Origin of the sequence: Nocardia xishanensis NBRC 101358 (assembly GCF_001613365.1) — a bacterium.
Taxonomy (GTDB): Bacteria; Actinomycetota; Actinomycetes; order Mycobacteriales; family Mycobacteriaceae; genus Nocardia; species Nocardia xishanensis.
In genome coordinates, this window is the sequence record NZ_BDCF01000084.1 from 1 (window position 1) to 18481 (window position 18481).

Here is an 18481-nt window from a genome sequence, read left to right on the forward strand (position 1 = left end):
GGCGCCCGCCGTCGCAGGGGCGGGCGTGCAGCGTGCCGTCCGTGAGTCGCACGCGGCGGACCGGGACGAGATGGTCGTCGCGGCGCGCAAGTTCGCGGAACGCGCGCTGCGCATGACCTTGGAGGTGCTCGATCAGCGCAGGCCGATCGGGCAGCTGGCGTCCGTCGCCGACGGTGCGGTGGTGTCGGCGGTGCGCACCCTGATCGCCGGGGAACTGGCGCCGGGCCGCGCTTTGGGCGTCGCCGTGCTGGCGCGCGTCGCGGTGACGCCAGTCGACGCGCGCACCGCCGAGGTCTTCGCCGGGTACGACCGGGGCCGACGACGATTCGCGCTCGCGGGGCGCATCGTGCACAGCCGCGCCTCGGGGTGGCGGCTGACCGCGCTGCGCATCCGATGAACCGGTCCGCACGCTCAGCGGGGACCGTTGGTGTTCAGGAACAGCACCGGGCCCGCGCCGAAACCGCCGTCGGCGTTGCGGGCCAGCAGCGCGGCGAGCGCCTTCGCGGTGTACACCGGCTCGAGATCGAGTCCTTCGTCGTCGTGGGCGGTCGCAGCGGCCTCGGCGGCCGCGGGAATCGGATGGCCGTAGCCGGGGCCGAGCCAGTCCCGGGTGAGCTCGAGATGGTCCGCCGAGATCACAGGCGCGTCGAATCGGGCGCCGCGTTCGCGCAGCAGGGCGGTGGTGCGTTCGACCAGGCCGAGCAGCGCGGGTACGTCGAGGCGCAGTGTGTCGTTGACGACGACGCCGAACACACGAGTGCGCAGCCCCGCCAGCCGCAGGCCGAGAATCAGCCCGGCCGCCGTGCCGCCCGAGCCGATCGCGGTGACGACGTGCGAAGGTTCCGGCAGGACGCCCGCGCGGACTTGGGCCGCGATCTCCAATCCCGCCTCGACGTAACCGAGTACGCCGAGCGGCGCGGAGCCGCCAGCGGGCAGGTAGTACGGGGTCGCGCCAGGACGCCAGTGCTTGGCGTACAGCAGCGGAGCTGTGAGGACGGTGCGCAGTTTCGTGTGGGTGCGGTGGATTTCCGCGCCGGAGGCTTGCAGCCGCGCGAGCTGGGCCCGCACGTGCTCGTCGACGGGCTGGTCGATGAGCGCGAGCACTGTGTGCAGCCCGAGGTCACGTCCGTACAGCGTCGCGGCCAGGCCCCAGTTGGTGCCGATGCCACCCACCGTGAACAAGGTGCGGCGCCCGGTGCGAATGGCTTCGGGTAGCAGCCATTCCAGCTTGCGGACCTTGTTGCCGCCCCAGCCGCCGTCGCCGTAGCCGCTCTCGTCCTTGAGCCAGACCGGCGCGGCGCCGGTCGTCAGCCCGGGCAGTGGCCGGACCGGTGTCGGGGCGGCGCCGAGCCGGTGGAAAGGCAGGTTGCCCGCGACCTCGGGAAGGTGCGCGTGTAGCAGCGACGAGGTTGGTCGATTGTCCAGTTCCATGGCGCCTTCACCCTACGACGCCGTGGCCGCCGGTGTCGGTCGAGTCGCGCCGCCGGTCCACCTGGTGACACGCATATGCCGGTAATCGACCGGTGGCACGGTTACTGAACTACCTTTGACCTGGTGCGACACTGCACGGATGCGGTCGAGCTGATCACGGCGTTCGTCGCCGCCGTGGTGGGTGGACTCGCGCTCACCACACCGATCTCGCTGGCCTGGGCCCGCGGGACCGCGACGCTGGAGATGGAGCTGCTCGCGCACAACATGCCGAGGGCGACCGCGATCGGCTTCATCGTCGCGGTGATGGCCGCGGTCTTCACCTGCACCGCCGACTCCGCCGTAGTGGCGTGGCTGGTGGCGCTGTTCGGTACGGTCGTGCTTCTGATCAACCACGTGTTGGGCCGCAGCTTCTCCACGTTGGCCCCGCTGACCACGCTCAACGACATCGATTCGCTGGCGGGCGGGATGCTCCTCGGCGGGCTGATGACGGCGGCCGGGCGGCATATGGTGTACGCGGGTGCGGCCACCCTCGGCGCGCTCACCAGCATCGTCGTCGGCGATCTGAGCGTGCCCGGCATCGGCCATCCGATCGCGCCGGATTTGCCCACGGACATCGTGACGGACTCGCCTCCGCTGTGGCTGCTCTGGCCGACCGCGGGGCTGGTGCTGGTGTGCTCGCTGTTGAACCGGCATCGGCGCCGCGAATCGGTGATCGCGGTCGAGCTGCCGCTGCGGCCGATCATCGCCGCGTTGCTGATCATGCTGATCACCCTCGGCAGTTCGGAATGGCTCGTACGCCGCGGCTCGACGCTGCTGGAGGTGCTGCTCGTCGCCGCCATCACGGTGGTCACCGTGTTTGTCGCGGGGCTGCTGCTGCCCGGCCGCGACGGGGTGATCGTCGCCCTCAGCACGGCCATCGCGGCTGTGGGCGGCGCCATCGTGGTAACCGCGCTGTCGGGATGGGCGGTGCCGCTGCTGATCGGCGCCACGGTGGGCGGCATGATGCTCGGCTTGTACCGCCCGATGCCGCTGGCCGGTCTGGCGGCCACGGCGGTCCTCGGCGCGTTCGCCGTGGCGACGGCGCGGCCGGAAGGCCTGACGCCGGCGGCGACCATCACAGGCTCGCTGGCGCTCGCGTTGGTCACCGGCTATTGCTTCGGTACGGCGCAGCCGATCCAGAGTCCGAGCAAGGTGCTCGCCCTCTCGCTGTTGTTCGTGCCCGGCGTGGTCGTCGCGCTCAGGGGCCGCATCTTCGGCGGTGAGCTGGACATCCCGCGTCGCTACCGCGATCCCGACCGGCTGCTTTCCATGGTGCCGGGCCTGACCGCGATCTTGATCACCGGTGGGTGCGCGCTCGTCGTGGTGCTGCTGCACCGGCTGCGCACCGAGAAGTCCGAGACGGAGTCCGCCGACGCCGCCCGCCCCGCCGCGCGCTAACGTCGCCGGCATGCGGCTTCACGTGGGATGTGCAATGTGGACGCACGTGGCATGGCAGGACCGGCAGCTCGGGTCCGCAGAGCGGTTGCGCTGGTACGCCGATCGCTGTACCGCGGTCGAGGGCAACACCACGTTCTACGCGACTCCGGCGCGCAACACCGTCGAATCGTGGGCCGAGCAGACCGGGCCCGACTTTCGTTTCGTACTGAAGCTGCCCAAGCCGATCACGCACGAGCGCAGACTCGCCGGCGCCGATCCGGAACTGCGCGCCTTCCTCGGCGCGATGGAGCCGCTCGGGCCGCGCCTGCACACGCTGTGGGTGCAGCTGCCCGGCTCGTTCGGTCCGACCGATCTCGGCGCTCTCGCCGCCTTCCTGCGCGAGCTGCCCGCGGCGTACCGGTGCGGCGTCGAGGTCAGGCACCCGGCGTTCTTCGAGGACCATCGCGCGGGCCAGGCGCTCGAGCGCGTGCTCGGCCGGATCGGCGCGGAATGGATAACCTTCGACACCACAGTTCTTTTCGACGGTGTCGCGGCGGGCCCGGCGGAGCGGGAGGCGCGGTCGAAGAAGCCGCGGGTGCCGCGGCGCGCCGACGCGCTCACCGAATATCCGATCGTGCGCTATCACGGCCGCGACGACGTCGATCGCACCGTGGCGGGATGGCGTCCGTGGCTCGACACGGTGACCGCCTGGCTGCGTGAGGGCCGCTCGCCGACGGTGTTCCTGCACACCCCCGACAACGCGGGGGCCTTGGACTTGGCGAGACGCTTCCACGACGAGGTCCGCGCCCGGCTTCCGGAGCTCGACCCGTTGCCCGAACCGGTCGCGGACGAGCCGATGACGCTGTTCTGAATCTGGGCGAGTACCCGCTGTTCTCAGCGAATACCCAGCACCGTGGTCGCGAAATCTACGAACAGCGGCGCCAATTCGGGTACCCGCGCCGGTCCGTCCGACACCATCGTGCGGCGGGTACGCTCGCCGATCGCCTCCGGGATGAGCGCGATCAGCTCGTTCGCCAGTTCCGGCAGGGTGGGGTCGGCCGCGCGCTCCTGGTCGTAGAAGACCCGGTAGAGCTCGGCGAAGCGGTCGACGGCCAGATCGCGATAGGCCACGGCGGCCTGGTCCACCTTGAACGATTCCACGAGCACGGTGAACGCGAAATCCGGTTCGGCGAAGATCATCTCGCAATAGGTGTGCACGATGGAGCGGATCTTGGCGCGGGCGTCGGCATCCGGAGGGAGCTGGGCGAGTTCCTCGGCGATGCGCGTGGCGACGATGTCGATGCCGGTGTGCACGGCCTCGACGAAACACTCCTCCTTGTTGGCGAAATGCTCGTAGAAGGTGCTGCGCGAGACCCTGGCCCTGCCGACGACATCGGACAGCGTGGTCGACGAATAACCTTTGCCCTGAACGCTTTCCACCATCGCCGCGATGAGTCTGCCGCGCTGCGATGCGAGCACCGCTTCGCGGGTCGCGCGGTGCCGCTCGGCGAATCCGCTTCTCGGTAGCGTCACCGGACGCATCGTCATCTGCTCTCGGCGCATGTGTGCCTCTCTGTCGAAACGATCGAGATCGGACACGGCCCCGCCGATCGTGTCGCCTCGGCTCTCATCCGGGCGGCGACTGTTCGTGAACCACCTTGTCCGCGACCGCCGCCCGCGACCGTCGCGCCGTCGCGACGGCGCGAACCCCACCGGTGCAGCGAGGGTACCGGAACAGGCTCGCCGCGCGCCGTGTGGTCTTCAGCCTGTCTGCGCCATTCGTCCGTCATTTACGGCGCATCTGTGCAATCTTGTTATTGCGCAATGGCATTGATACGGAGGGTGCGGCGGAGTCATGGCGTCGAACGCGTTCGATCTCGGCGGCCGCACTGCCGCCCGTCGCGGTGGGCTGCGCCGTGGACGGGACGCGCCGACGGTGCCGTTGTGGCCAGGCATGATTCCGCCGCAGCAGATCGGGCAGCCGCTACCTTCGCCGAAGCGACGCGGGCGTCCACCGCGGCGCGGACGACCGCGAAACCGGCGCCGCCCCTGGCTCGTCGGCGTCGCAACATTCGGTGCGTCGCTCGCGGCGGTGGCGGTGGTGCTGGTGTACGCCGCGGAGGTGACCGAGCCGCGCCAGTCGGCCACGGTCGCGGATCCGGTGCTCGGCGGGGGACCTGGTTGCGAACCGACCAGGTCCGGCCAGTTGGTGCGCGGCAACGGCACCGGCTCGCTCGCCAGCGGACCGGACGCGATCCTGGCCTTCCAGCACGCGTACTACGTGACCAAGTCCGGCGCCGAGGCGCGGGCCGTCACCACACCCGACGCGGCCGTGTCCCGCGTCGACGTCATCGACGCCGGCATCGCCTCGGTTCCCCCTGGCTCCCGGCACTGCGTGCTGGTGCTGCCGCTGCCCGACGGCCGCTTCGACGTCGTGATCACCGAGACCCGACCGGACGCCGTCGTGCGCACGTACCGGCAGTTCGTGACGGTGACGCAGCGCGGCGATGACGTCCTGATCAGCAAGATCGCCCCGCCGGACCGGTAGCTCCTTCCCGGCGCTTCGCGTCGTTTCCTGTTCCCGCGCGCCGGGGTGTTGATACATTTCCGTATCGAATACGCTGACGTATCGAATACGCTGATGTATCGAACCGGGCATCTGTATCGAACCCAGCGTCGCGGAACCGAGCGCCGCCGAGAGGAGTCACGATGACGTCGTCCCCCGCGGGAACACCGGCGCGTCCGGCCACCCGAAGACGGGTCGCGACCAGGAAACGGCTGCTCGGCGCGGCGTACGAGGTTTTCGCCGAGGAGGGGTTCGGCCGCGCCACGGTGGAGCGCGTCTGCGAGCGCGCCGGTTTCACCCGCGGCGCGTTCTACTCGAACTTCACCTCGCTGGACGAGCTGTTCCTCGCCATGTGGGAAGAGCGCTCGGCGGCGATGCTCGCCGATGTCGGCGCCGCCCTCGACGCCATCTCGGTCGAGGGCGTCGCCGACCTCCGCGACGCGGTGCGTCGCCTGCTGCGCGCCGTACCGCTCGACGAGGCCTGGTACCGCATCACCGCGGAGTTCACCAGCCACGCGCTGCGCACACCGGCGCTGCGCCGGGTGATGGCCGCCCGAGAGGACGCGATCGTCGCGGCGCTCATGCCCGCCGTGGTCGCCACGCTCGCCCGGTTCGGGCGCGACGTGCCGGACCCGGCGGCGCTCGGCCAAGCCATGGTGGCCGTGCACGACGGCACCGCCGTGCAGGTGCTGATGGAACCGCGCAGCCGCACCGCCCGGCAGCGGCGCACCGACCTCTTCTGCCACATCGTGCTGGCCTACAGCACGCCGATCGAAGGATGAACATGACCAACTGCAGTCCCGAATTCGCGCGCGAAGCCGATGTGATCGTGGTCGGCGCAGGCCTCGCCGGCCTGGTCGCGGCCTACGAGCTGGTCAAGGCGGGCCGCAAGGTGCACCTGCTCGACCAGGAGAACCGCAACAACCTCGGCGGGCAAGCCTTCTGGTCGCTGGGCGGGCTGTTCTTCGTCGACAGCCCGGAGCAGCGCCGCCTCGGCATCAAGGACTCCTACGAACTCGCGCTGCAGGACTGGCTCGGGTCGGCCGGCTTCGACCGCGACGACGAAGACCACTGGGCGCGGCAGTGGGCAGAGGCGTACGTGCGGTTCGCGGCCACCGAGAAGCGGGATTACCTGCACGCCTTGGGTTTGCGGGTGACACCGCTGGTCGGCTGGGCCGAGCGCGGCGGCGCGCTGGCCGACGGCCACGGCAATTCGGTGCCGCGCTTCCACCTCACCTGGGGCACCGGTCCCGAGGTGGTGCGGGTCTTTCAGGAGCCGGTGCTGGAAGCGGAGAAGCGCGGGCTGGCCGGCTTCAGCTTCCGGCACCGGGTGGACGAGCTGATCGTCGAGGATGGCGCGGTGGTCGGCGTGCGCGGCGCCGTCCTGGAGGACACCGACCTGGAGCGCGGCAAGGCTTCCTCGCGAACGGCGGTGGGGGAGTTCGAGTTCCGCGCCAAGGCCGTCGTGGTGACCTCCGGCGGCATCGGCCACAACCACGAGATGATCCGGCGCAACTGGCCCACCGAGCGGCTCGGTCCCTGCCCGGAGACGCTCATCTCCGGCGTCCCCGCGCACGTCGACGGTCGCATGCTCGCCATCTCGGAGACCGCGGGCGGCGCGATCGTCAATCGGGATCGCATGTGGCACTACACCGAAGGCATCCACAACTGGGATCCGATCTGGCCCGACCACGCCATCCGGATCATCCCCGGCCCGTCCTCGCTGTGGTTCGACGCCAACGGAAAGCGTTTGCCCGCACCGTGTTTCCCCGGCTTCGACACCAACTCCACGATGAAGGAGATCCTGGCCACCGGCTACGACTACTCCTGGTTCGTGCTGACCCAGTCGATCATCGAGAAGGAGTTCGCGCTGTCGGGCTCCGAGCAGAACCCCGATATCACCGGCAAGGATCTCAAGCTGACCCTGAAGAGCCGGGTGGCCAAGGGCGCGCCGGGCCCGGTGGAGGCGTTCAAGCAGCACGGCGTCGATTTCGTCGTCGCCGACACGCTGCGCGAGCTGGTCGACGGCATGAACAAGATCGCGCGCGGACCGCAGCTCGACTACGACGACCTGGAGCGCCAGATCGTCGCCCGCGACCGCGAGGTGGGCAACAAGTACGGCAAGGACGCCCAGCTGATGGCGATCACCAACGCACGCCAGTACTTCGGGGACAAGGCGGGTCGCGTCGCCAAGCCGCACCGCATCCTCGACCCCAAGGCGGGTCCGCTGATCGCGGTGCGATTGAACGTCCTCACCCGAAAGACACTCGGCGGTTTGCAGACCGACCTCGACTCGCAGGTGATTCGTCCCGACGGCGCGCCGTTTCCCGGCCTGTACGCCGCGGGCGAGGTCGCGGGCTTCGGTGGTGGCGGCGTGCACGGCTACAACGCGCTGGAAGGCACCTTCCTCGGCGGCTGCATCTTCTCCGGTCGCGCCGCGGGCCGCGCGCTGGCGAAGAAGCTCGCCTGACGCGCGGACTCGATCGAACCGGTGCGGCTCATCGCACCGGCTCGATCGGAAGCCGCAACGCCGCCGGTGCGCTCGGCGGGACCACCGGCCTGCGCGGCGGGATCGGGTCCAGCCGCCGATAGGGTGCGCCGAGTGCGGGTCGCGCATCGGCCTCACCTTTGTTGGGCCACAACGAGACCGCGCGCTCGGCCTGCGCGGTGATGGTCAGCGACGGATTGACGCCGAGGTTCGCCGAGATAGTCGAGCCGTCGATGACGTGCAGCCCGGGATGGCCGTAGAGCCGGTGATATGGATCGACGACGCCCGTGCGCGGTGAATCGCCGATCACGCAGCCGCCGATGAAGTGCCCGGTCATCGGGATGTTCAGTACGCCGGAACTGGTGCCGAGTGGGAAGCCGTCGATCTTGTCGGCCACGCGACGCGCTACCTCGTGCCCGGCCGGAATCCAGGTCGGATTGGGCTGGCCCGCACCCTGCTTGGTGGTCATAGTGCGTCGGCCGAACCAGTTCCGCTTGGTGTAGGTGGTGATCGAGTTGTCCACCGACTGCATCACCAGCAGGCCGATCGTCTGCTCGGACCAGCGCCGCGGCGTGTGGGCGCGCAGCACGTCGCGGCGGTTGCGCCACAGCGCCTTCCCCCACAGCCCGAGGCGCGGGGTGTCGCCGCTGACCATGACGGTCGCCATCAGAGAGAGGGCGTTGCTGCCCTTGCCGTAGCGCACCGGTTCGACGTGCGTGTCGTCGTCGGGGTGGATCGATGAGGTGATGGCGACGCCCTTGGTGAAGTCGCTGTCGCCGCGGCGGCTCCGTGCCCCGAGCAGTTCCTCGGAGTTGGTGCGCGAGAGCTGCCCGAGCATGTCGGAGATGGCGGGCAGCGAGCCGGTGTCGCGCAGCTGGTGCAGCAGGCGCTGGGTGCCGAGCGCGGCGGCGGAGAAGACCACCTGCTCGGCGGTGAGCTCCGTGCGTTGTCTGCGCACCGTGCGTCCGGTGCGCTGGGTGGTGATGGTGAAGCCGCCGCCTTCGCGCGGGCGTACGTCGGTGACCGTGGTGAGCGGATGCACTGCCGCGCCCGCCTTTTCGGCCAGGTACAGGTAGTTCTTGACCAGGGTGTTCTTCGCGTTGTGGCGGCAGCCGGTCATGCACTCGCCGCAGTGCGTGCAGGCCCGGCGGTCCGGTCCGACGCCGCCGAAATACGGGTCGGGCACGTCCTGTCCAGGCCGGACGCCCGGGCCGCCGAAGAAGACGCCGACCGGTGTGCTGCGGTAGGAATCGGCGACGCCGAGATCCACGGCGACCTCCCGCAAGACCCGGTCGGACTGGGTCGTCGCGGGATTGGTCGTCACGCCCAGCATGAGCTTGGCCTGGTCGTAGTGCGGCGTCAGTTCCGCGCGCCAATCGGTGATGTGGCCCCACTGGCGATCGGTGAAGAACCGCTCCGGCGGCTCGTAGAGGGTGTTCGCGTAGACCAGCGAGCCGCCGCCGACGCCGGCGCCCGCCATCACGAAGGTGTTCTTCAGCAGCGCGAGGCGCTGGATGCCGAAACAGCCGAATCGCGGCGCCCACAGATAATTCCGCACGCGCCAGGAGGTTTCGGCGAACTCCTCGTCGGTGAAGCGCCTGCCCGCCTCCAGCACGCCGACCCGGTACCCCTTCTCGGTCAGCCGCAGCGCGGTCACGCTGCCGCCGAACCCCGAACCGACGACCACCACGTCGTAGTCGAATGCCATGGACCCGCGCCTTCCTCGTTGCCGCTCACCTTCGTGCACCAACGCTAGGAGCGAGTGGCCCGGTCGCAGGACAGAGCTGCGGCCAATAAATCGACATTTCCGGCCATCGGGTGCGTGGTCGTCCGGCCGGGCCGCGGTTACCGCCCGCGCAGGGCCACTTCGGCCAGTTCGGTCCAGTCGGCGAGCACCTGTTTGCGACGGGCGCGGTCGCGGCCGACCATTTCGTCCAGGGTTGCGCCGCGGACGAGGTTGATGGTGAGCCAGAAGGCGGAGTCCAGGCGATCGCGCGTGATGCCGGGACCGATCATCGCGGCGCAGCGGTCGAGCAGTTCGACGGTGAGATCGTGCTGGACGCGCAGCATTTCGCGGCGCAGCTCGCGGTCGTTGGCGATGCCGACGTAGAGCTCGACGCAGGCGCGGCCGAGCTTGCCGGCGAAGGTGGCGGTCACCAGCTCGACCAGCACGGCGCCCGCCGCCGTTTCCGCGGGCACCGTGCGCAGCTTGCGGTGCAGCGCCTGGCGCTGGCGTTCGGTGAGATGCCCGATCGTCTGGGCGAAAAGCTCCTGGCGGGTGTGGAAGTGGTGCAGCTGGGCGCCGCGCGTGACGCCTGCGCGAGCCGTGATGTCGGCGATGGACGCGTTGCCGTAGCCCACCTCGGCGAGGCTGTCGATCGCCGCGTCCAGCAGCTGCGCGCGCGTCCGCAGACTCTTCTCCTGGTGCTTGTTCGGCGGCAGATCGGAAACCATTCGGGCAGTATAACCGGCTAAAAGTACATGCTGTCTTGCATGCAATTGGATGTTGGCCATAATGTGTTGGCAAGCCGACCACCCCGCCGCGGAGATGATGAGATGCCTGTCGACCGACTGCTGCCCACCGAGGAAGCCCGCGATCTGATCGAGCTCACCAGGGAGATCGCCGACAAGGTGCTCGAGCCACACGCGGCGGAGTTCGAGAAGCGGGAGCAGTACCCCGAGGAGGCGTTCCGCGCACTCGGGGCGGCGGGGCTGCTGAGCCTGCCCTACCCGGAGGAGTTCGGCGGCGGCGCGCAGCCCTACGAGGTGTACCTGCAGGTGCTGGAGGAACTGGCGGCGCGGTGGGCGGCGGTGGCTGTCGCGGTCAGCGTGCACAGCCTCTCGTGCCACCCGCTTTTCGTCTTCGGCACGCCGGAACAGCAGCGGCGCTGGCTACCGGAAATGCTGTCCGGCAACCTGATCGGCGCCTACAGCCTCTCCGAGGCGCACGCGGGTTCCGACGCGGCGGCGCTGCGCTGCAAGGCCACCGCCGTCGAGGGCGGGTATCGAATCGACGGCTCGAAATCGTGGATCACCAACGGCGGCCGGGCCGACTATTACACCCTGTTCGCCCGCACCGGCGATGGCTCCCGCGGCGTCTCCTGCTTCCTGGTCCCCGCGGGCACCGAGGGCCTCGGCTTCGGCAAACCCGAGGAGAAAATGGGCCTGCGCGCGGTGCCGACCACCACCGCCGCCTACGACGGCGCCTTCCTGCCCGCTGAGCGGCTGATCGGCGCCGAGGGGCAGGGTCTCTCGATCGCGTTCAGCGCCTTGGATTCCGGACGGCTCGGCATCGCCGCCGTGGCGACCGGTCTCGCCCAGCGCGCCCTGGACGACGCGGTGGCCTACGCCAAGGAGCGGGAGGCGTTCGGCCGCCGCATCATCGACCACCAGGGCCTCGGCTTCGTCCTGGCCGATATGGCCGCCGCCGTCGACTCCGCCCGCGCGACCTACCTGGACGCCGCCCGCCGCCGCGACGCCGGCCTGCCCTACTCCCGGCAGGCCAGCGTCGCGAAGCTGGTCGCCACCGACGCCGCCATGAAGGTCACCACCGACGCTGTGCAGGTCTTCGGCGGCTATGGCTACACCCAGGACTTCCCGGTCGAGCGCTACATGCGCGAGGCCAAGATCACCCAGATCTTCGAGGGCACCAACCAGATTCAGCGCCTGGTCATCGCCAGAGACCTGGCCCGCTGAAACTCAGAGCCCGCCACCGCCGATCAACCAGGGGTTGAAGGCGCACGCCAGTTCCGGCTGCGAGGCCGGGTCGAGGGCGCGCAGGGCGAGAGAGGTGGAGCGGGGCGAGTACATCATGGTCAGGTGGTCGGAGATGTCCTGCTCGCAGCCCGCCTGCAGGGTGATGTTGTCCACGGTGGCGTCCGGGCCCGCCTTCAGGAAGGTCCAGTCGTAGGGGTTGGAGATCTCGTCGTAGCGCGAGCCGACGGAGGTGTAGGCCACCCCGGGGACGGTGTCGCCCGCGGCGTTCAGCGTGGTGTAGAACGAAGAGCCGACCGCCTGCTGGATATTCGACAGGCCCACGATCGGCTCGTAGAAGCCGAGGATGTTCACGCCGAGGTTGTTGATCGCCCGGCCCAGTGTGGCGATGCCCATCAGCGAGGTGCCGTGGTGGGTGGCGCCGAAGCTGATCAGCTTGCCGACCTTGCCCTCGCCGCCGTCGAACTTCAGATACCGGTTGGCCACCGTGCCGCCCTGCGAGTGCCCGATGATGTCGACCTTGTCCGCACCGGTCGCGCTGCGCACCTGTTCCACGAATTCGCTGAGCTGGCGCGAGGATTCCTCCATCGGCCCGACGCCGAACCGGCCCGGCAGCACCGCGCCGAGGCCGCCGCCTTCCATCAGTCCGGAGCGGCCGAAGTTGAAGGCGAACACGCAATACCCGGCACGCGCGAGCCGCGGCGACATGTAGGCGAAGGTGTCGTAGGCGTTGAGCCAGGTGCCGTGCAGCAGCACCACCGGGTTCGGGTGTTCGGCGCTGGGCTTGCAGTCCCACCGGTTCGCGCCCGCGGGCGCGGCATCGGGGTGGGTGAGACCGTAGGCGAACGCGGCCAGCGCCGCGGTCATCTCAGGACCCTCGCCGACGGCCGCCGACGAGGTGCTCTTGGCCCAGCCGGAGCCGGAGCCGGAGTCGACGATCGCCTTCGGCTGCCTGCCGTCGGCCGCGGGCAGCAGCCCGGCGTCGATGGCGTCGGCGAGTGCCTGCATCGTCGATGCGGCGGCGCCCTCGGCGGCCGGGTCGGCGACCGTCGTTCCCGCGCCGGATCCCTGCGCCAGCGCGAGCCCCACGATCATCGCCGCGCAGGCCACGGCACGCCTGCCTCGTTGCCTCGTTGCAAACATCTTTCGTACTTCCCATCAGCTCGACTGCCGCCCCCCGAGGGAATTACTATGGCGCAGCTCACAATTGGACGTCGTCTGTGACGCGCGCCATCTCGCGACGGCGGTGATGAAAATGTAAGACCGGATGGTCTATCGCGTCACTGCACGCCAGGACGAAGAAACTCGACCGGCCATGTCGCCGGTGACAAAGTTCTTGGCCGTCGCGACGGACGCATTGTCGTCAACCCTGTCGTGGGCAACAATCGGGCCATGGCTGTCGCTTCACCCCCGGTGACCGGGGACCTCCCGCTGGTGTCCCGGCTGCTGACCAGGTGGCCGCAGATCGCGGAGCGCATGCTCGCCGCGGGACTCGGCGCCACGCCGCCCGCGTCCGAATTGCCCGCGGGGCATTTCACCGCCGAGGTGCTGCCGACGATCTACGCCTGTGGACGCGCCGTGCTCCAGGCCATCGGCGAACGGCGCGAGTTCACCAGGGCCGAGGTCGCCGGGTTCGTCGTCCCCGTCGCCGAGCGGCACGCCGAGGACCGTTTTCCGCTGGCCCTGCTGATCGAGGCGATGCACGGCTCGGCGCAGTCGGTGCTCGCCGAGGCGGCCGCGCAGGCCAGGCCCGAGGAGAAGGACGAACTGGTCGTTGTCGGCTCGCGGCTGCTCGACCTGCTGATGCACATCAACATCGTCGTCGTCGAGACCTACACCGAGGTCGAGCAGTCCATCTACAACGCCGAGCGCGAGGCGCGCCGCGAACTCTGTACCGCCTTGTTGCGGGGGCTACCCGCCGAAGAACTCGCGGCCCGCGCCGATACGCCGCTGACCGATCGCTACACGGTGCTCGCCATCCATCTGCGGCCGGACGAGCAACCCCATACGGTCGCCGACCTGGTCGCCCGCCGCCGCATCCGCATCCTGCACCGCACGCTGGACGCGCTGAGCAACGGCACCGCGCTGGTCACCTTCGACGGCGCGAGCGGAATCGCCTTGCTGCCCAACCACTCCGAATCCGCCAAGTCGGATGCCGCGCGCCACCGCGGCCTCGCGACCGAGCTCTCCGAACAGCTCGGCACCGCGGTGTACCTGGCCGAGTGCCACGGCGTGCCGCGCGCGGATCTGCCCGGCGCCGCGGACCAGGCCGCCGAGGTGGCGACGCTCGCCCGGCTGCTCAACCGCCCGACCGGCCGCTACCAGCTCGACGATCTGCTCCTCGAATACCAGCTCACCAGGCCTGGCCCGGCGCGCGACCGGCTGGCGCAACGCATCGCCCCGCTGCTGCGCAACCCGCACCTGCTGGAGGCGCTGGAGGCCCACCTGGAGTACGGCTCGGACCGCAAGGCCGCCGCCGCCTGCCTGCACGTGCACCCCAACACCTTCAGCTACCGGCTGCGCCGCATCGCCGAGCTCACCGGCATCGACCCCGCCGAGCCCACCAACTCCCGGATGCTCGCCGCGGCGCTCACCATCCACCGGCTCTATCCGGCGGGCGATCGCCCCTGAGCGGTCACCGGCCCGCGATCGCCTTCTGGAGGTACATCGCGGTGTCGGCGTCGTGCAGGATCTCGGTGGCGTTGCGCGGATCGCCCGGCCCGATCGGAGTGACCCCGATCGAGGCCCGCACCGCGAGCCGTTGTCCTTGGGCGACAATCGGTTCGGCGACCGAGGCGGCGAGCCGCCGGATGATCGGCTCTGGACCGATCTCGCGTCCGCAGAGCAGGACGAGGAACTCGTCGCCGCCCAGCCTGCCGACCGGATCGCCGCGGCGAACGGCGCGCCGTAGGCGCTGCGCGACTACCTGAAGGACGACGTCGCCGACCACGTGTCCGTGCCCGTCGTTGATGGTCTTGAATCCGTCGAGGTCGACGAACAGTACGGCCGACAGCGGGCCGCCCGCGGGATGGGCGAGCGCGGTCTCGAGGGCGGCCAGGATGGTGCTCCGGTTGAGCAGCCCGGTCAGCCCGTCGTGGGTGGCCTGATACTGCAGCTCGCGCTGGCTGGCGCGGGTGGCGGTGATATCGGTGAACGAACTGACCACCGGTGATGTCCGATCGGCCGGGTCGAGCAGCCTGCAGCTGCCGGTCAGCCAGCGGCGATGATGATCGGTGCCGTCGACGCCGAAGACGAAGCGGGTGATCGGCTCGCCGGTCGCCATCGTGCGCGCGACCGGATGCCGGGTCGCGGGCAGCGGGACGCCCTCGGTGTCGACCATCCGCAGCGGTAGCTTGTCGAACCGGGCGCCGACGAGTCGTGCACCGCGACAACCGAATATGCGCAACGCGGCCGGGTTGATCGATTCGATCATGCCCTGCCTGCTGATCACCACGACGCCTTCCTCCAGCTGCGAGACGATCGCGGTGAAGTGCTGTTCGGCCCGGCGTTGGGCCTGCTCGGCCGCGTGCTGCGCGCTCAGATCGTGCAGCACCACCTGATACGCGCGCCTGCCCTGCCAGACGGTGAGCACCGAGACGGTCTGTACCGATATGCGGGCGCCGTCGGCGCGCAGCAGCGTGAGTACGGCTCGCTCGGACGCGTCGCCGTTGCCGCGTGACCCGTCGATTCTGGCCAGCGTCGAGGCGACGGAATCGGGTGCGATGAAATCGCTGACCGGGCGTCCGACGATCTCGTCCGCGGATCCGGCGGCCAACAGTCGCACGCCTGCCGGGTTGAGATATACGACGACGCCGCGTTCGTGCACGCAAATGGCATCGGGAGAGTGTTCGACCAGCGAACGGTACCGCTCGGCCGCCTGCTCCGGATCGCCCACCATGGTGTTCTTCTCGTCCATGCGAATCCCCGTTCGACGAACGACGCGCGGTCGGTGTCCACATCGGTCCACATTGCTTGGGAACCCCGCCGGGTCCGGCGATCGCCCGCCCTGCCGCGATCCGAACGAGGTAACGGTGCTGCCATCCACTAGCCGAGAGCGAGACTGTGAGACTAGTTGGTACTGAAGGTCAAGGATACCGCCCGCGGCGAACGAACAGCAATCACCGAGCTCGCGTCGCGGGGCGTCCTGACCAGCGCGCTGCTTAGCCTCGTAAAAGACGCCGCGCGGCCCACCGGTAAGCTCGCCCGCGTCGCAGCATCCCCTTGATCTATCAGTACGACACAGCAGATCGCTTGTGGCGCATGGCTTGGTCGCGCGAGAGCGCGCGGCCGCAGGGTGCGCCTTGTTTCCGAACGCAAGATCGCAATCGTTGGCCGATCAGAACCAGGGCTTCTACATGACAAATACGACCATCCAGGCCCCGGCGCCCACGCCGGGCTTGGCGGCCGAGGCAGGCACGCAGCTGTCGCATCGGCAGATCCTCACCATCCTCTCCGGCCTGCTGCTCGGCATCTTCCTCGCCGCGCCCGACCAGAACATCGTGAGCGTCGCGATCGTGCCGATCGCGAACAGCCTGCACGGATTCGACGAACAGGCTTGGGCGACAACGGCATACTTGATCACCGCGACCATCGCCACGCCGCTCTACGGCAAACTCGCCGACATCTACGGCCGTAAACCGTGGTACCTCATCGCGATCGGGCTGTTCGTGGCCGGCTCGGTGGCCTGTACCTTCGCCACCTCGATGTACGAGCTCGCCGCGTTCCGGGCGTTCCAGGGTCTCGGCGCCGGCGGCCTGATGTCGCTGGCCTTCACCATCGTCGGCGATATCGTCCCGGCCCGCGAAAGGGTCAGGTATCAGGGCTATTTCATGGTGGTGTTCGGGTCGTCCACCGTGCTTGGACCGGTGCTCGGCGGGCTGTTCTCCGGCTACGACGAGCTCGCGGGTCTGGCGGGCTGGCGCTGGGTGTTCCTGGTGAACGTGCCCATCGGCGTGATCGCCTTCCTGGTGGTCGCCAAGGTGCTCGACGTGCCGCACCAGCGGCAGCCGCATCGCATCGACTGGTTCGGGGCGCTGACTCTCACCGTGTGCGTCGTGCCGCTGCTGATCGTCGCCGAACAAGGCAGGGAATGGGGCTGGAGCTCGGATCGGGCGCTGCTCTGCTACGGCATCGGCGCGGCCGGTCTGGTGCTCTTCGTGCTGGTGGAATTCCTGATGAAGGACGCGGCGCTGATTCCGCTGCGACTGTTCCGCAACTCCACCTTCAGCGTGTCCATCGTCGGCGGCTTCGTCGTCGGCGTCGCGATGTTCGGCGCGATCGTGCTCGTACCGCTGTATTTCCAAGTGGTGCGCGGTTATTCGCCGACCAAGGCGGGCCTGCTCATGCTGCCGCTGGTGATCGGCATCATGGTCGGTTCGCAGGTCGCCGGGATCATCACCAAGCTCACCGGCAGGTACAAGATCCTGCCGGTGGTGGGTTGCTTCCTGACCGCGCTCGGCGCGGTGCTGCACGGCGGGGTGCGCTACGACAGCCCGCTGTGGGAGCCGCTGCTGTACGGCGGCGTGATCGGCTGCGGGCTCGGCACCTGCATGCAGACGTTGATCATCGCCGCGCAGAACGCGGGCCCGCGCACCGACATGGGTGTCTCGACCGCCGCGGCCACCTTCTTCCGCCAGATGGGCGGCACCCTCGGCGTCGCGATCTTCCTGACCATCCTGTTCAACCTGCTGCCGGGCCGGATCGTCGACGCCTTCGGCGGGCAACTGCCCGAGGGCTTCGACGGCGCCCGGCTCGGGGAGTTGCAGAGCAACACCGGCGAGCTCGCCGCCATGCCCCAGGATCTGCGGGTGCCGATCCTGGTCGGTTTCACCGACTCCATGCAGGGCGTCTTCTACGTCGCCGCGGCGGTGGCCGTGCTCGCGGGCGTGGTGCTGATGTTCATGAAAGAGATTCCGCTGCAAGACGATCCGATCGTGGCGCCGGATGCGCCCGACGGCGCGATCAGCTCGTCGAGCTGGGAGGAGCCCCAGGTGTGGACCGGCGCCGCCGAGGTCTTCTCCGAACCGGAACCGGTGCTCGCCCCCGCGGCCGAGTCACGCTCGCTGTTCGGCCGCATCCAGCACGAGGACGGGCATCCGGTAGCCGACGCGGCGCTGACATTGATCGACAAGAGCGGGCGTCAGGTCGCCAGGGCGGTGGGCGACGCGAACGGCTCCTACGCCATCGACGTGCCGGACGCGAGCACCTACGTGCTGATCGCGGCCGCGGCCGGGCATCAGCCGACGGCGGTCAGCGTCGTGGCCGGTTCGTGGCCGCAGGAACTCGACGTGCGGCTGATGGGCTCCGGCGCGCTCTCCGGGACGGTCAGATCCGCGGCCAGCGGCAAACCGCTGGGCGGCGCCACCGTCACGCTGACCGATCGGCAGGGCGAGGTCGTCGGAGCCACCGTCACCGCGGACGACGGCGCCTACGTCTGCCACGGCGTGGTCTCGGGCGCCTACACACTGGTCGTGCTCGCCGAGCACATGCGCCCGCACGCCACGACGCTCACCGTGCCGGACAGCGGCCTGCTGCGCCACGACATCGACATGGAGCCGAACGCGGTGCTGGCCGGGTCGGCGCTGGCCGACGGCCGGGCGGTGCCGGACGCGCAGATCATGCTGCTGGACATGGCGGGCGATCTCACCGCGTCGGTGCGCACCGACGACACCGGCCGGTACGTCGTGCCGGATCTGGCCGAAGGGCAGTACACCGTGGTAGCGCGCGGATATCCGCCGGTGACCAGCCACGTGACGGTGTCGGGCGGCGAGGCCGTGCACGACGTGCGGCTCGGCTACGGCCGCGACGCCGAGCACTGAGCGCGGCGGGTCAGCTCGCCGGTTCGGAGCGTCGCGCCGGATCGCCGC

Annotated in this window: 15 protein-coding genes; 9 read left to right on the forward strand and 6 right to left on the reverse strand. The window is 69.6% G+C overall.

Translation table 11 applies throughout. The features are described 5' to 3' along the window. Positions 1-397: Rv3235 family protein (locus tag NX1_RS37125; RefSeq protein WP_245668877.1), on the forward strand; the 397-nt coding region annotated here is incomplete at its 5' end. 14 nt (positions 398-411) lie between these two features. On the opposite strand, the gene NX1_RS33780 is transcribed toward NX1_RS37125, so the two are convergent. After that, positions 412-1431 (reverse strand): 1-aminocyclopropane-1-carboxylate deaminase/D-cysteine desulfhydrase, encoded by a 1020-nt coding sequence (locus tag NX1_RS33780; RefSeq protein WP_068068879.1) that lies wholly within the window; start codon positions 1429-1431, stop codon positions 412-414. A 123-nt stretch (positions 1432-1554) separates the two neighbouring features. On the opposite strand from NX1_RS33780, the gene NX1_RS33785 reads away from it, so the two are divergent. Both NX1_RS33785 and NX1_RS33790 read left to right on the forward strand, forming a co-directional pair. Further along, complete coding sequence (locus tag NX1_RS33785; RefSeq protein WP_068068881.1) at positions 1555-2868, forward strand: hypothetical protein; 1314 nt, start codon at positions 1555-1557, stop codon at positions 2866-2868. 10 nt (positions 2869-2878) lie between these two features. Further along, a complete protein-coding gene (locus NX1_RS33790; RefSeq protein ID WP_084501967.1) occupies positions 2879-3718 on the forward strand; it encodes a DUF72 domain-containing protein in 840 nt (279 codons plus the stop codon). A gap of 23 nt (positions 3719-3741) precedes the next feature. On the opposite strand, the gene NX1_RS33795 is transcribed toward NX1_RS33790, so the two are convergent. Beyond that, on the reverse strand, positions 3742-4389 hold the full coding sequence (locus NX1_RS33795) for a TetR/AcrR family transcriptional regulator (RefSeq protein ID WP_068068905.1): 648 nt from the start codon (positions 4387-4389) through the stop codon (positions 3742-3744). Positions 4390-4702: 313 nt separating this feature from the next. On the opposite strand from NX1_RS33795, the gene NX1_RS33800 reads away from it, so the two are divergent. The 3 genes from NX1_RS33800 to NX1_RS33810 all read left to right on the forward strand — a co-directional run bounded on the left by NX1_RS33800 (position 4703) and on the right by NX1_RS33810 (position 7883). Further along, positions 4703-5395 (forward strand): DUF8176 domain-containing protein, encoded by a 693-nt coding sequence (locus NX1_RS33800; RefSeq protein WP_245668879.1) that lies wholly within the window; start codon positions 4703-4705, stop codon positions 5393-5395. A 161-nt stretch (positions 5396-5556) separates the two neighbouring features. Then, positions 5557-6195: a TetR/AcrR family transcriptional regulator gene (locus NX1_RS33805; protein WP_068068887.1), complete on the forward strand. Its 639-nt coding sequence runs from the start codon at positions 5557-5559 to the stop codon at positions 6193-6195. A gap of 2 nt (positions 6196-6197) precedes the next feature. Further along, on the forward strand, positions 6198-7883 hold the full coding sequence (locus tag NX1_RS33810) for an FAD-binding dehydrogenase (protein ID WP_068068910.1): 1686 nt from the start codon (positions 6198-6200) through the stop codon (positions 7881-7883). A 28-nt stretch (positions 7884-7911) separates the two neighbouring features. On the opposite strand, the gene NX1_RS33815 is transcribed toward NX1_RS33810, so the two are convergent. Together NX1_RS33815 and NX1_RS33820 are read right to left on the reverse strand one after the other, a co-directional pair. After that, positions 7912-9609 (reverse strand): GMC family oxidoreductase, encoded by a 1698-nt coding sequence (locus NX1_RS33815; protein ID WP_068068890.1) that lies wholly within the window; start codon positions 9607-9609, stop codon positions 7912-7914. Between the two features lie 137 nt (positions 9610-9746). Then, positions 9747-10355 (reverse strand): TetR/AcrR family transcriptional regulator, encoded by a 609-nt coding sequence (locus tag NX1_RS33820; protein WP_068068893.1) that lies wholly within the window; start codon positions 10353-10355, stop codon positions 9747-9749. A 102-nt stretch (positions 10356-10457) separates the two neighbouring features. On the opposite strand from NX1_RS33820, the gene NX1_RS33825 reads away from it, so the two are divergent. After that, a complete protein-coding gene (locus NX1_RS33825) occupies positions 10458-11597 on the forward strand; it encodes an acyl-CoA dehydrogenase family protein (protein ID WP_068068895.1) in 1140 nt (379 codons plus the stop codon). A gap of 3 nt (positions 11598-11600) precedes the next feature. Here NX1_RS33825 and NX1_RS33830 read toward each other — a convergent pair whose 3' ends face one another. Beyond that, entirely contained in the window at positions 11601-12710 is a 1110-nt protein-coding gene (locus tag NX1_RS33830) for an esterase/lipase family protein (protein WP_068068913.1), read from the reverse strand. Between the two features lie 297 nt (positions 12711-13007). Here NX1_RS33830 and NX1_RS33835 point away from each other — a divergent pair, with 297 nt between their 5' ends. After that, positions 13008-14246 (forward strand): PucR family transcriptional regulator, encoded by a 1239-nt coding sequence (locus NX1_RS33835; RefSeq protein WP_068068898.1) that lies wholly within the window; start codon positions 13008-13010, stop codon positions 14244-14246. 4 nt (positions 14247-14250) lie between these two features. Here NX1_RS33835 and NX1_RS33840 read toward each other — a convergent pair whose 3' ends face one another. Then, positions 14251-15531, reverse strand: a complete 1281-nt coding sequence (locus NX1_RS33840; protein WP_068068902.1) for a diguanylate cyclase domain-containing protein — start codon at positions 15529-15531, stop codon at positions 14251-14253. Between the two features lie 439 nt (positions 15532-15970). Here NX1_RS33840 and NX1_RS33845 point away from each other — a divergent pair, with 439 nt between their 5' ends. After that, entirely contained in the window at positions 15971-18433 is a 2463-nt protein-coding gene (locus NX1_RS33845) for an MFS transporter (protein ID WP_068068916.1), read from the forward strand. Positions 18434-18481: the final 48 nt, after the last annotated feature.